We start from the raw sequence: 13870 nt of genomic DNA on the forward strand, positions 1-13870 counted from the left end.
GCGATGACGGAGAGTCGGTTCTGGGAGCGGGCGATGGACCGGGCGATCGTGCCCGGATACAGCCGGATCGGGTACCGGGTGCGGCGGTCGGGATTCACGGCCGACCCCCAGCACACGCTCAAGGGGCGGACCGTGGTGGTGACCGGGGCCTCGTCCGGGATCGGCGAGGCGGCGGTGACCGGCCTGGCCCGGCTCGGCGCGACCGTGGTGCTGGTCGGGCGGGACGCGGCGCGGGCCGAGGCGGCCGGCCGGCGGGTCGCCGAACTGGTGCCCGGGGCCGACCTCGCCGTGCGCCGCTGCGACGTGGGCAGCCTGCCGGACGTGGCCCGCCTCGCGAAGGAGCTGCGGGCCGAACAGGGTCCGCTGCACGCGCTCGTGCACAACGCCGGCGTATTGCCCCGGGAGCGTGCGGTGACCGCCGAGGGGCACGAGGTGTGCCTGGCGGTGCATGTGCTCGGACCGCATCTGCTCACCCGGCTCCTCGCCACCGACGCCGCCTCCTGCGCGCGGGTGGTGTGGATGAGCTCGGGCGGGATGTACACCCAACGGCTGCCGGTGGACGACATCGAGTACGAACGCGGCCCGTACCGGCCGACCGTCGCCCACGCCCGGACCAAACGCATGCAGGTCGTGCTCGCCGAACTGTGGGCCGAACACCTGGGCGACGGCGGCCCGGTCGTGCACGCCACCCACCCGGGCTGGACCGACACCCCGGGGCTGCGCGCATCGATGCCCACCTTCCGCCGGCTGACCGCACCGCTCCTGCGCAGCCCCGAAGAGGGCGCGGACACCGCCGTGTGGTTGTGCGCGGCGGACGAACCCGGCCGCACCACCGGGCTGTTCTGGCAGGACCGCGTCCCGCGCCCGACCCACTACCGCGCGGCCACACGCGAGAGCCGGCCGGACCGGGCCTGGTTCTGGCGGCGGTGCCAGGAACTCACTCACCCGTGGGCGGGGGAATGCGGGGGACGCGGGGACTGAGGGGGCCGGGTTCGAGGGGCGGGCCCGAGGACGGTCGACGCGTCCCCGGATCCACCCCTCGTCCCGCTCACGCGAGCGGGAATCCGACCCCGTGCTCCTCGACCGGCCGAGGTCCGTGGATGCGCCGATCGGCCTCGGTGATCGCGACGTCGTTGATGCTCGCCTCGCGCCGCCGCATCAGGCCGTTGTCGGCGAATTCCCACAACTCGTTGCCGTAGCTGCGCCAGAAGGCGCCGGCGCCGTCGTGCCACTCGTACTGGAAGCGGACCGCGATGCGGTCGGCCGTGTACGACCACAACTCCTTGCGCAGCGCGTAGTCCTGCTCGCGGGCCCACTTCTCGGTCAGGAACGCGACGATGGCCGGGCGGCCGGTGACGAAGCGGTCCCGATTGCGCCACACCGAGTCGGGGGTGTACGCGAGCGCGACACGCTCGGGGTCGCGGGTGTTCCAGGCGTCCTCGGCGGCCTGCACCTTGGCGCGGGCGTCGGCCTCGGTGAACGGGGGCAGCGGCGGCCTCACTCGGACCACCCCGACTGCTCGATCACGTCGACGAAGTTCGTGCGCTCGAAGCCGGGGACGAACCGGTCCAGGACATCCGCCTTGACGTTGCCGAACGTGGTTTGCGGGCGGTGCTCGATGCCCTCGGTGAACGCGCGCAGGATCCGCCGCTTGAAGTCCGGGCGGGGATGCGCGGCGACCACGGCCGCGCGCGCCTGCTCGGAGAGGTCGTCGAGGCCGATCCCGAGCACGTCGAGTTCGACGCCGGCGGTCACCAGGGCGACCTCGGGCTCCATCCGGGTGGGGATCTCGGGGGTGGTGTGCAGGGCGATTGCGGTCCACACGATGCGGGCCTGCTCGGCGGAGAGGCCGTGTCGCAGTACGAAGTCGCGGGCCGCGTCGGCGCCGTCCAGTTCGAAGCGCTGCTGCGAGTCGCGATGCTCGGCGGTCAGTCCGAGGTCGTGGAACAGCGCGGCCACGTAGAGCAGTTCGGGGTCGAAGACCAGGCCCCGGCGGCGACCCTGGAGCGCGCCGAACAGGTACACGCGGCGCGAGTGGTCGTAGAGCAGCGAGCCGGCGGTGTCCCGGACCAGTTCGGTCGCCTCCTTGGCGAGCGCGCTGTCGGGGATGTCGACGTCGGCGATGCGTTCGGACATGGCGTCGGTCCTTTCCTGGATGACGGTGGCGGGTTTGTGTCTGCGTCGAGCCTCGCCTTCCGTGCCCGTTCGGGGCCATGTCCATCCGGACACCGATCCCTCGGATTCGGACACGCTCCCCGGCTAGCCTGGATGTCATGCGACGCAGGAATGTGGCCGTGCTCGGCTACGACGGAGTACGGCTGATGGACGTGACCGCACCGCTGGAGGTGTTCGGCACCGCCGAGCGCATGGGCGGGGCGTACACCGTGACGCTGTGCTCGCCGACCGGTGAGCCGGTGACCACCTCGGCCGGCACCCGGCTCATGGTGGACGCCGCCGCGGCGGAGATCGACGCCGCGCACACCCTCGTGGTGCCCGGATCGGTCGAATTCCCGCAGTACGCGCCGCCGCTCGCGCTGCTCGACGCGGTGGCCGCGCTCGCCGAGGTTTCCGAACGGGTCGCGTCGGTGTGTACGGGGGCGTTCGTGCTGGCCCGGGCCGGCCTGTTGGACGGGCGGCGGGCCGTGACGCACTGGCGGCACGCCGCGCTGCTCGCCCGGTACCACCCGGCGATCACGGTCGAGCCGGACGCGATCTTCGTCCGGGACGGTTCGGTCTACACCTCGGCCGGGGTCACCGCCGGCATCGACCTCGCGCTCGCCCTGGTCGAGGCCGACGAGGGCGCCGACCTGGCCCGCGAGGTGGCCCGCGACCTGGTGGTGTTCCTGCGCCGACCCGGCGGCCAGTCGCAGTTCTCGGTGCCCTCGCGCACCCCGCCCGGCGCCGACGACCCGCTGCGCCCGGTGCTGGACGCGGTCGCGGCGGATCCGGCGGCCGACCACTCGCTGCCCGCGCTGGCCCGGCTCGGCGGGTTCAGTCCGCGCCACCTGACCCGGCTGTTCCACGAGCGGGTGGGCACGACGCCGGCGGTGTACGTCGAGGCGGTGCGGATCGAGGCGGCCCAGGCGCTGCTCGCCGCCGGCGCCACGGTCACCGCCGCCGCCGCGCGCAGCGGTCTCGGCAGCGACGAGTCGCTGCGCCGGGCGTTCCTGCGCCGCCTGGGCGTCACCCCCTCCGCCTACCGGGCCCGCTTCCGCAGCACGACGGGCTGAGCGCCGGCGCGGGGTCGGGATTGGCCACGATCGGCTTCGGGCACCGGCCCGGCGTGATCGTCGGAATCGGGCTCGGCCTCGTCGTCGCGTGGTACGTGCTGCGCGGCTTCGGCAACCGGTGGTGGTGGGCGCGGCGTTGGGTGAACCGGCTGAGCCCGTGGACCCGGCGACTGCACGCGTGGGTCCTGTCCGCACCCGTCACCTTCACCTACATGGCCATCTTCACCGCGTCCACCGTGGTGCAACGCACATCGCCGCCACGGCTGATCGACCTGCTCACCAAGCTGAACAGCACCAACCTGTTCCGCCTCGGCGACGATCCGGTGGAAGCGCTGCTCACCAGCGCCTTCTGGGTCGCCGACCACGGGTCCGGCCTGGCCACGTACGTGCTCGTGTTCGGCACCGTGGTGGCCTGGGCGGAGCGCCGCTACGGGTCGCCTCGGATGTTGCTGATCGGCGCGAGCGCGCACGTGTTCGGCTCGCTGATCACCGCCGCGGTGGAGAAGGGCGCGATCAGGGCGGGGCGACTGCCGGCGAAGATCGCCTTCGCCACCGACGTCGGAGTCAGCTACGTCGAGGTCGGCTCGTGCGTCGCGGCGGTGCTGATCATGACCGGCTGGGTCCGCCTGGCGGGCGCCGCGGTGATGTTCGTGTGGGTCGTCCTGCCGGTGATCGTGGACCACAGCATCTGGGACTTCGGGCACCTGTACGCGGCCATCAGCGGCCTCGCCGCCGCGATCGTGCTGCGCCTGGCCGGGCCGCTGCGCACCCCGCCGCCGCTCAAACCACCCTTGGTCGTGAGCACGGTGACCGACCGGGTAGACTCATAACGTATTCGCGCGGGGCTGTAGCTCAGTTGGTAGAGCGCTTGCATGGCATGCAAGAGGTCCGGAGTTCAATTCTCCGTAGCTCCACATCGCGTCGAAGGCCGCTTCCCGATTCGGGAGGCGGCCTTCGATCGTTTCCGGCCCCGGGCCCCACGCCCGCGTTCGTCGGTGCCTATCGCTCCAGGCCCGCGAAGAATTCGCGGACGTCGCCGATCAGCAACTCCGGCTGCTCCAGCGACAGGAAGTTGCCGCCGCGCTCGAACTCCGTCCAGCGCACCACGTGGTGGTCGCGCTCGGCGAACCGGCGGATCGCCACGTCCGACGGCAGCGCGACGGCCACCGCCGTCGGCACCGTGCCGCGCTCCTTCGGCGCCCACGCGCCCTGGTCGTGCGCCATCTCGTAGTAGAGGTTGGCGGAGGATCCGGCGGTGCCGGTGAACCAGTACACGCTGATGTTGGTCAGCAGGGTGTCCCGGTCCACCGCGTCCTCGGGCAGCGCGCTCGCGGTGTCCGTCCACTCCTTGAACTTCTCCACGATCCACGCGAGCTGGCCGACGGGCGAGTCGTGCAGCCCGAAGGCGAGCGTCTGCGGCCGGGTCGACTGGATCGCGTTGAAGCCCATCTTGTCGTCGCGGAACTCCTGGAGCCGGGCGAGCCTGGCCTGCTCGCTTTCGGTCAGCCCGGCGAAGTCGGCCGGGTCCTCGGAGGGGAAGGTGACCAGGCCGTTGACGTGGATCCCGAGCACGTGCTCGGGATCGATCCGGCCCATCTCGCCCGCGATCCACGCGCCGCCGCCGTTGCCCTGTACGCCGTAGCGCGAGTAGCCCAGGCGGGCCATCAACTCGGTGAACGCGCCCGCGATCCGGCCGGTGGTCCAGCCGGGACCGGACAGCGGGCCGGAGAAGCCGACTCCGGGGGTGTCGGTGACCACGACGTGGAAGTCGCGCGACAGCGGCTCGATCACGTCGACGAACTGCACGAACGAGCCCGGCCAGTCGTGGATCAGCAGCAGCGCCGGGGCGTCGGCCCGCTCGGAGCGCACATGTGCGAAGTGCACGTCCTGGCCGTCGATCCGGGTGACGAACTGCGGGAAGGCGTTGAGCCGCGCCTCGGCCTCGCGCCAGTCGAACCCGTCCGCCCAGTAGGCGGCCAAATCCCGCAGGTAGTCCGTCGGCACCCCGCGCGTCCAGGCGGGCACGCCCGGGACGTCGGCGGCCCAGCGGGTGCGGGCCAGCCGGTCGCGCAGGTCGTCGAGATCGGCCTGCGGGATCTCGATCCGGAAGGGGCGGATCGTGGTGTCGGCGACGGTCTCGGTTGCGGTGCTGCTGCTGTTCTCCATGAGAAGAAGACTAGGATCCAATTAGGAACACTACGCTCCTATCGAGGCGGCACGCTGAGAAAATGTTGGAAACCTCCGCGCGGTTGTTGCGCCTGCTGTCCCTGCTCCAGACACCCCGTGAATGGCCCGGCTCGGAACTGGCCGAACGACTCGGCGTGAGCGGTCGCACGATCCGCAAGGACGTCGACCGACTGCGCGAACTCGGCTACCCGGTCGACGCCACCCGCGGCTCCACCGGCGGCTATCGGCTCGCCGCCGGCGCCGCGATGCCGCCGCTGCTGCTGACCGACGACGAGGCGGTCGCGGTCACCGTCGGCCTGACCACCGTCGCCCGAGGCGCGATGGCGGGCATGGAGGAGACCTCGGTACAGGCCCTGGCCAAGCTCGAACAGGTGCTGCCCGCGCGCCTGCGCCGCCGGGTGCGCGCGTTGCAGCGCTACGCGGTGTCGGTGCCCGCGGATCGGCCGGACACGAAGGTGGACACCGAGGTGCTCACCGCCCTGGTCGCGGCCTGCCGGGACCGCGAGCGGCTGCGCCTGGACTACCTCGACCACACCGGCGCGGCCACGCGGCGCACGGTCGAGCCGCAGCGGGTGGTCAACTGGGGGCGCCGCTGGTATCTGGTCGCCTGGGACGTGGACCGCGACGCCTGGCGCACCTTCCGGGTCGACCGGCTCACCCCGCGCACCCCGACCGGGCCCAGGTTCGCGCCGCGCGAGGATCCGGAGGGCGACGCGGCGCGGTACGTCGCGGGCAAGGTCTCGGCCGCCGCCTGGCGACACCGCGCCCGGGTGCTGGTGCACGCGCCCGCCGCCGAGGTGCTGGAGCGGATCAACCCGGCCGTGGGCACCGTCGAGGTGGTCGACGCGCACACCTGCATGCTGGACACCGGCGCCGACTCGCTCGACACTCTGGCCGTGCACCTGGGCCTGCTCGGCCACGACTTCGACGTCACCGAGCCCCCGGAACTGGTCGCCCACCTGCGCGCCTTGACCACCCGCTATGCCCGCTCGACGCCCCCCGAGCCGGCATCGCCACGAGCGCGGTGAAGCGGCGGGCCCGGGCGGTTTGTCGCCCCCGTCCGGCACCGGTGATCACGATTGGGGTTTTTCCCGTCACGGTTGCGTGACGGGTCGAACGAGTGGGCGAATGGTCCGGTTTCCGGCCAGTAGTGTCGCCGGACGTGACCCTCACCGCCGTACTCGTGCTGGTGCTCGCGAGCCTGCTCGCGGTCGCCGACTGGGTGGCCGTCGCCCGGGAACGACTCCCGCTCGATCGCCTCCTGAAACCCGCGGTGATCTGTGCCCTGATCGTGGTCGTCTGGTCGTTCGACGACGTCGACGGGGCACTGCGCGCGCTGTTCAGCGTCGCGCTCGCGTTGTCGCTGGCGCGGGACGTGCTCGCGCCCCGCTGGTTCGCCGGGGCCGTGACCGCCTCGCTGCTCGCGCACGGCGTCTACGTCGGCGGCTTCCAGCGCATGGGCTGGTCGTGGTTGTGGGCCGCGGCGGGCATCGTGGTCGTGCTGTTCGCGGCGGGGGCGTACGCGGTCCGGCTGGTCACCGGCGCGCGCGAGACCGCGCCCGCCTACACCGGCATGGTGCCGGTCTACGTCGGTGTCGTGTCGGTGATGGTCGTCGCCGCCGCGGCCACCGGCCGGCCGAGCGCGGTGGCCGGCGCGTTCCTGTTCTACGTCTCCGACACCCTCGTCGCCTGGAACCGGTTCCGCGCCCCGACGCCCTACGCCCCGGTGCTGATCGCCGGCGCCTACCATCTCGCCCAGATCCTGCTGGTGTTGTCGCTGTCCACCGGGCCCGCCCCCGGATTGTGAGCGGTGCGGCCCGGGTGCCGACCCCGGGCCGACGGCGTCCTGCGGTAACCTGGGGCCATGCGTGCCGTACTGCTGCTTACCGGGCCGCGCTGAGCAGGCCGGGTGGAGACCACTCCCACCCGACTCGGCGCGGCGACCCCTCCTGAGCGAGGGGTCTTTTCGTTTCCAGAACCGGCCGCTTCGCGGAGGCGGCCGTAACCGGAAGAAGCAGTCGACGGCTGCCCACACCCCGATGGTTGAGGACGATGACCGAGATGACGCAGGGCCCTGCCGGCAACACCGACGCCCCGACCGAGCCCTACCGCTACACCGCAGTCCTGGCCGGTGACATCGAGGCGCGGTGGCAGGACCGCTGGGAGGCCGACGGCACGTTCGAGGCGCCCAACCCGGCCGGCCCGCTGGCCGAGCCGGAGAAGGTCGCCGGGCGGCCCAAGATGATGGTGATGGACATGTTCCCGTACCCCTCGGGTGTGGGCCTGCACGTCGGACACCCGCTGGGCTTCATCGCGACCGACGTCTACGCCCGGTTCAAGCGCATGACCGGTCACAACGTGCTGCACACGCTGGGCTACGACGCCTTCGGCCTGCCCGCCGAGCAGTACGCGGTCCAGACCGGCACCCACCCGCGCGTGACCACCGAGGCGAACATCGCCAACATGCGCCGCCAGCTGCGCCGGCTGGGCCTGGGCCACGACCAGCGCCGATCGGTGGCCACCACCGACCCGGCGTACTACCGCTGGACGCAGTGGATCTTCCTGCAGATCTTCAACTCCTGGTACGACCCCGAGGCGCCCGGCGCGGACGGCGGCGTCGGGCGGGCACGGCCGATCGCCGAACTGGTCGAGCAGTTCGAGAAGGGCGCGCGGCCCACCCCGGACGGACGCGCGTGGGCCGACCTGAGCGGCACCGAGCGCGCCGCCGTGCTGGACGAGTTCCGTCTGGCGTACGTCTCGCAGGCCCCGGTCAACTGGGCCCCGGGCCTGGGCACCGTGCTGGCCAACGAGGAGGTCACCGCCGACGGTCGCAGCGAGCGCGGCAACTTCCCCGTGTTCAAGGCGAATCTGCGGCAGTGGATGATGCGGATCACCGCGTACTCCGACCGGCTGCTGGCCGACCTGGACAAGCTGGACTGGCCCGAGCCGATCAAGATCATGCAGCGCAACTGGATCGGTCGATCCGAGGGCGCCCGGGTCTCCTTCGCCACCGACGCCGCGCCGATCGAGGTCTTCACCACCCGCCCCGACACGCTGTTCGGCGCCACGTACATGGTGCTGGCGCCGGAGCACGACCTGGTCGACTCGATCGTGGCCGACGCGTGGCCCGAAGGTATCCCGGCGGTCTGGACGGGCGGCGCGGCCACGCCGGCCGAGGCGGTCGCCGCATACCGCCGGTTCGCCCAGTCCAAGAGCGACGTCGAGCGGCAGAGCGAGGGCAAGGACAAGACCGGCGTCTTCACCGGCGCCTACGCGACCAATCCGGTCAACGGCGAGCGGGTGCCGATCTTCATCGCCGACTACGTGCTGATGGGCTACGGCACCGGCGCGATCATGGCGGTCCCGGCGCACGACCACCGCGACTTCGAGTTCGCGCGGGCCTTCGAGCTGCCGATCCGGTGTGTGGTCCGGCCGAGCGACGACCGCTCGATCGAGGACACCACCGACTGGGCCGACGCGTTCGTGTCCTACGACGCGGCGCTGGTGAACAGCACCGGCGAGGGCATCGGCCTGGACGGGCTGGGCGTGGCCGACGCCAAGAAGGCGATCACCGAGTGGCTGACCGAGCGCGGCATCGGCGAGGGCACGGTCAACTTCAAGCTGCGCGACTGGCTGTTCTCCCGGCAGCGCTACTGGGGCGAGCCGTTCCCGATCGTCTTCGACGAGGACGGCGTCGCGCACGCGCTGCCCGACTCGATGCTGCCGGTCGAGCTGCCCGAGATCGACGACTACCGCCCGCGCACGTTCGACCCGGACGACGCGGACACCAAGCCCGAGACGCCGCTGTCGCGCAACGCCGACTGGGTGAACGTCACCCTGGACCTGGGCGACGGGCCCAAGAGCTACCGCCGCGAGACCAACACCATGCCCAACTGGGCCGGTTCGTGCTGGTACGAGCTGCGCTACCTGGACCCGACCAACTCCGACGTGCTGGTCGACCCCGAGGTCGAGAAGTATTGGATGGGGCCGCGACACGAGGGCCACACCGGCGGCGTGGACCTGTACGTCGGCGGCGTCGAGCACGCGGTGCTGCACCTGCTGTACTCGCGCTTTTGGCACAAGGTGCTGTTCGACCTGGGCCACGTGTCCTCGTTCGAGCCGTTCCACAAGCTGTTCAACCAGGGCTACATCCAGGCGTTCGCGTACAAGGACGAGCGCGGTGTCTACGTCGAGGCGAGCGAGGTCGAGGAGCGCGACGGCGGCTTCTTCCTGGGTGAGCAGGCGGTCAGCCGCGAGTACGGGAAGATGGGCAAGTCGCTGAAGAACTCGGTGACTCCCGACCAGATGGCCGAGGAGTACGGCGCGGACACGCTGCGCCTGTACGAGATGTCGATGGGCCCGCTGGAGATCTCCCGGCCGTGGGACACGCGCGCGGTGGTCGGTTCGTACCGCTTCCTGCAGCGGCTGTGGCGCAACATCGTGGACGAGCACACCGGTATGCCGACCGTGGTCGACGAGCCGGCCGACGAGGCCACGCTGCGCGCCACCCACAAGGCGATCGACGGCATGCGGCGGGACATGGACGCGCTGCGCTTCAACACCGCCATTGCCAAGGCGATCGAGCTGAACAACGCGCTGGTCAAGCTGCCGGCCGTGCCGCGCGAGATCGCCGAGAAGCTGGTCCTGATGGTCGCGCCGCTGGTGCCGCACGTGGCCGAGGAGCTGTGGTCGCGGCTGGGGCACGGGGACACGGTCACCTACGAGGCGTTCCCGCAGGCGGATCCGGCCTACCTGGTCGAGGACACCGTCACCTGCGTGGTGCAGGTCAAGGGCAAGGTGCGGGCCCGCCTGGAGGTGCCGCCGACGATCGGCGAGGACGACCTGAAAGCGCTGGCACTGGCCGATCCGGCGATCGTGGCGGCGCTGGACGGGGCGGGTGTGCGGATGGTGATCGTGAAGCCGCCGAAGCTGGTGAACGTGGTTCCGGCGTAGGGGGTTGGTGGGTGGGTCGGTCGCTCGTTGCGGGGCGGCCGACTCGGCTGCTCGGCTCGGGGGCGTCGCTCGTCGCGGGGCGGCGGCCCGGCTCGCGGGACGGGTGAGCGGCGCCGGCGAGTGGCCCTTCGGTGGGGCGATTTCCGGTCGGTGGCGGGGGTGTTTCCGGTCGGTGACGATCAGCCCGGAACGCGGGGTTTTCCCGGCGCGTGCGTGGCGGAGCCTCGCGGCGGGGTTAGTGTGAGTGAATACCTTCCGGCCCCGACCAGGCAGGAGACGCCTCGTGGCCCTCGCCGACGTTCCCGCGCCCACCCACTCTTTGGCGGGCGGTGCCGAGACCCTGGGCGTGGTGCTGGGCGCCGGCGTGCTCGCGTGTCTCGTCCTCGTGGGCGTCGTGGTGGGCCTGATCACGATGATGCGCCGCGCGGTGCGGCGCCGGATCGAGCGGCACGCCCCGCGCGTGCGCGGCATGGTGGAGGACGCCGCGTCGAAGGCGCGTTCGTACACGCTCACCGGCGGCGCCGGCGAGGCGGCCCGGATGCGCGGGTCGGTGCGCCGTTCGCTCGACCAGACCCGGCGGGTGCTGGAGGCGGGCTACGCGCACGATGCCCAGCTGTCCGACGCGGTTGCGCTGCTGCGCCGGTTGGACGAATTCGCCAAGGCGCTGGACACCGACCTGAAGCTGCTCGAACGTGAGCCGGACCGGACCCGGGTCGACCGCGAACTGCCCGGCCTCAAGGACCGCGCGGACCGCATCGAGCACGCCGCGGCCTCCCTGCGGTGGGCCGTCCAGGACCGCGAACGCCATTTGGGCGAGGACGAGTTGGACCGACTCGGCACCGACGTCGAGCGCGAGGCGGCGGCCTTGCGGGCGTATGCGGAGGAGCGCGGGGCGGGTGGAGCGGGTCCGTCGGGGTTGCCGGGTCCACCGGCTCGGTCGGGGGGCTCCGGTGCGTCCGACCCTTCGGATGGGCCGGATCGCTCCGGTCGGCCCGGTCGCTCCGATCAGTCCGGTCGCTCCGATCGATCCGAAAGCAAGCGCCTGACCTGAACACGTGCCGGCGGCGAGCCCCCACGACGGGACGCGTCGGCCGCACCGTGGCGCGCGCCACCCGCGTGCCGGGGCGTGGCATGGTGACCGAAAATTGATTGTGGTGTCCCGAATCGGCGACCCGACCCCGGGTAGCCGGGACACCGACCCCGCCCCCCTGTCGTCTCACATCCGGGTGGTTGCCCGCTCATGCCGACGATGCCGACCGATCTCGCCGTGGTCACGGACTCCACGGCCTACCTGCCCGAGGAGCTCGTGGAGCGGCACCGCCTCGTGGTGGTCCCGCTCAAGGTCGTCCTGCGCGGGCGGCCACTGGACGACGGCATCGAGGCCACCCCGGCCCAGCTCACCGACGCCCTGCGCCAGCGCCGGATCGTGACCACCTCGCGGCCGGCGCCCGAGACGTTCGCGGAGACCTACCGCGAGCTCGCCGAGAAGGGCGCGACGGGCATCGTCTCGATCCACCTCTCCAGCGAACTTTCCGGCACGTACGAGGCGGCGCTGCTGGCCGCCCGCGACGCCGAGGTGCCGGTGCGGGTGGTGGACTCGCGCACGCTCGGGATGGGGATGGGCTTCGCCGTACTGGCGGCGGCCGAGGCGGCCCGGGACGGCGCCACCCTGGAGGAGGCGGCGATCGCGGCGGAAAAGCGGGCCCAGGCGGCCTCGGCCCTCTTCTATGTCGACACCCTCGAATACCTGCGCCGAGGCGGCCGGATCGGCGCGGCGGCGGCCTTCATGGGCACGGCGCTGGCGGTGAAGCCACTGCTGCACGTGAGCGACGGCTTGGTCGGCCCACTGGAAAAGGTCCGCACCTCGGCACGCGCGATCAGCCGCCTGGAGGAACTGGCGGTGGAACACGCGGGCGCAGGCCCGGTGGACGTGGCGGTACACCACCTGGCCAGCCCGGACCGAGCAGAGGCACTGGCCGCACGCCTCCAGGAACGCCTACCGAACCTGCACGAACTTTTCGTCACCGAGGTGGGCGCCGTAATCGGCGCCCACGCAGGCCCGGGACTGCTGGCGGTGGTGGTCTCGCCCCGGTGAGGCGGGGTGGGCGCGCGTGCGTTGGCGCATCGGGCGCGGGCCGCTCGTCGGTGCGGTGAGGTGGGGTGCGGTGCGTGGCGAGAAAGGCGGCCTGCGGCGGCGGGGGGTGAGAGGGCACTCGGTCAAGCCCGCCGGTCAGCCCTTCCGGGTGGGTCGGGGTGCGTCTGGCGTGCGTTGTGCTTGGGGTTGCGGGCCGGGTGGTGCGGGGTTGGTCCGGGTCGTGGGGTTGGCCGCTGCCCGGGGTGGGGGCTTCGGGGTGTGGGGTTTCGTCGGGGTGGGGGCCCGGGTCGGGGTGAAAGGCGACCAGCGGCGGGTGGCAGAGGAGGGGGCCGGGTTGCGTTCCGCCGGGCTTGCGTTCGCGGGTGGGTCGGGTTGTTTCGGCGTGCGTGGTGCTTGGGGTTGGGGGCCGGCTGGTGCGGGGCTGGTCCGAGTCGGTGATGGGCCGCCGCCGGCGTGCGGGGCTCCAAGACTGCCGGTCTTCGGCGAGGCGGGTGTGTTGGTCGGCGAAAAACCGGCCGGCAGCGGCGGGCAGGGAGGGCACTGGGGTGGAGTCTTCCGAGGAGCCCTCTCGGCTGGGTTGGGACGTTTTCGGGTGTGTTGGAGGGGAGTTGGGGTTCGAAACCGGATCGCGGTGGGTGGTTGTGGGCTTCGGGCTTCGGTGACCTGCGGTTTTGTGGTGTCGGGGTGGAAAGTCGGGCGTCGAGTGCCGGTTTCGTGCGCTCCGGCCTCCTCGACACCGGTGTAAAGACCGAAACTGCCCGGTCGGGGTCGGCTTCGGGTTCTGCGACCTCGCAGAGGCCGTCGAGCCGACCGAAAGTGCCCAGTGGGAGCCGAAACCGGATCCCGAGGCACACGAAATGGCTTCCCTCCCCGCCGACCTGCGGTTTTCTCTTGCGCCGAGACCACGGCACCCGACGCCGTCCGGTTTCGTGAACTCCCGCCCTCCCCACAAGCCCACCGCACCTCGAAACGCCCTGCCCAACCCGGCCGAGAGGGCTCCTCGGAGGACTCCACCCCAGTGCCCTCCCTGCCCGCCGCTGCCGGCCGGTTTTTCGCCGACCAACACACCCGCCTCGCCGAAGACCGGCAGTCTTGGAGCCCCGCACGCCGGCGGCGGCCCATCACCGACTCGGACCAGCCCCGCACCAGCCGGCCCGCAACCCCAAGCGCAACGCACGCCGAAACAAACCCGACCCACCCGGGAACGCAAGCCCGGCGGAACCCAACCCGGCCCCCTCCTCTGCCACCCGCCGCTGGTCGCTTTTCACCCCGACCCGGGCCCCCGCCCCGACGAAACCCACGCCCCGAAGCCCCGCACGCCGGCGGCGGCCCATCACCGACTCGGACCAGCCCCGCACCAGCCGGCCCGCAACCCCAAGCGCAACGCACGCCGAAACAAACCCGT

The 13870-nt window shown here is 72.1% G+C and carries 11 protein-coding genes and 1 tRNA gene; 9 read left to right on the top strand and 3 right to left on the bottom strand.

Annotated features, from left to right (window positions below; translation table 11 throughout):
• Positions 1-3: 3 nt before the first annotated feature.
• On the top strand, positions 4-981 hold the full coding sequence (locus ACFXKZ_RS23925; protein WP_380002980.1) for an SDR family NAD(P)-dependent oxidoreductase: 978 nt from the start codon (positions 4-6) through the stop codon (positions 979-981).
• Positions 982-1048: 67 nt separating this feature from the next.
• On the opposite strand, the gene ACFXKZ_RS23930 is transcribed toward ACFXKZ_RS23925, so the two are convergent.
• Positions 1049-1510, bottom strand: coding sequence for a nuclear transport factor 2 family protein (locus ACFXKZ_RS23930; RefSeq protein WP_380002981.1), 462 nt, complete (start codon positions 1508-1510; stop codon positions 1049-1051).
• Positions 1498-2136, bottom strand: a complete 639-nt coding sequence (locus tag ACFXKZ_RS23935; protein ID WP_380002983.1) for an HD domain-containing protein — start codon at positions 2134-2136, stop codon at positions 1498-1500. Before ACFXKZ_RS23935 ends, ACFXKZ_RS23930 begins: the two co-directional genes overlap by 13 nt.
• Before the next feature lie 137 nt (positions 2137-2273).
• Here ACFXKZ_RS23935 and ACFXKZ_RS23940 point away from each other — a divergent pair, with 137 nt between their 5' ends.
• From ACFXKZ_RS23940 to ACFXKZ_RS23950, 3 genes are all read left to right on the top strand, one after another.
• A complete protein-coding gene (locus ACFXKZ_RS23940) occupies positions 2274-3230 on the top strand; it encodes a GlxA family transcriptional regulator (protein WP_380002984.1) in 957 nt (318 codons plus the stop codon).
• 53 nt (positions 3231-3283) lie between these two features.
• Complete coding sequence (locus tag ACFXKZ_RS23945) at positions 3284-4060, top strand: rhomboid-like protein (RefSeq protein ID WP_380002986.1); 777 nt, start codon at positions 3284-3286, stop codon at positions 4058-4060.
• 11 nt (positions 4061-4071) lie between these two features.
• Positions 4072-4144, top strand: a tRNA-Ala gene (locus tag ACFXKZ_RS23950).
• An 85-nt stretch (positions 4145-4229) separates the two neighbouring features.
• Here ACFXKZ_RS23950 and ACFXKZ_RS23955 read toward each other — a convergent pair.
• Positions 4230-5396, bottom strand: coding sequence for an epoxide hydrolase family protein (locus ACFXKZ_RS23955; protein WP_380002988.1), 1167 nt, complete (start codon positions 5394-5396; stop codon positions 4230-4232).
• A gap of 62 nt (positions 5397-5458) precedes the next feature.
• Here ACFXKZ_RS23955 and ACFXKZ_RS23960 point away from each other — a divergent pair, with 62 nt between their 5' ends.
• The 5 genes from ACFXKZ_RS23960 (at position 5459) to ACFXKZ_RS23980 (ending at position 12465) form a co-directional block, all read left to right on the top strand.
• Positions 5459-6445 carry a helix-turn-helix transcriptional regulator gene (locus tag ACFXKZ_RS23960; RefSeq protein WP_380002990.1) on the top strand — a complete coding sequence of 329 codons (987 nt, stop codon included), beginning with the start codon at positions 5459-5461 and terminating at the stop codon, positions 6443-6445.
• Positions 6446-6579: 134 nt separating this feature from the next.
• Positions 6580-7224, top strand: coding sequence for a lysoplasmalogenase family protein (locus tag ACFXKZ_RS23965; RefSeq protein WP_380002992.1), 645 nt, complete (start codon positions 6580-6582; stop codon positions 7222-7224).
• A 245-nt stretch (positions 7225-7469) separates the two neighbouring features.
• Positions 7470-10370, top strand: a complete 2901-nt coding sequence (gene leuS / locus ACFXKZ_RS23970) for a leucine--tRNA ligase (protein WP_380002994.1) — start codon at positions 7470-7472, stop codon at positions 10368-10370.
• Between the two features lie 283 nt (positions 10371-10653).
• A complete protein-coding gene (locus ACFXKZ_RS23975) occupies positions 10654-11421 on the top strand; it encodes a hypothetical protein (RefSeq protein ID WP_380002995.1) in 768 nt (255 codons plus the stop codon).
• 198 nt (positions 11422-11619) lie between these two features.
• The gene (locus ACFXKZ_RS23980; protein WP_380002997.1) at positions 11620-12465 is read left to right on the top strand and encodes a DegV family protein; all 846 of its coding nucleotides are present in this window, start codon (positions 11620-11622) and stop codon (positions 12463-12465) included.
• Positions 12466-13870 lie beyond the last annotated feature (1405 nt).

Origin of the sequence: Embleya sp. NPDC059237 (assembly GCF_042754105.1) — a bacterium.
Lineage (GTDB): Bacteria > Actinomycetota > Actinomycetes > Streptomycetales > Streptomycetaceae > Embleya.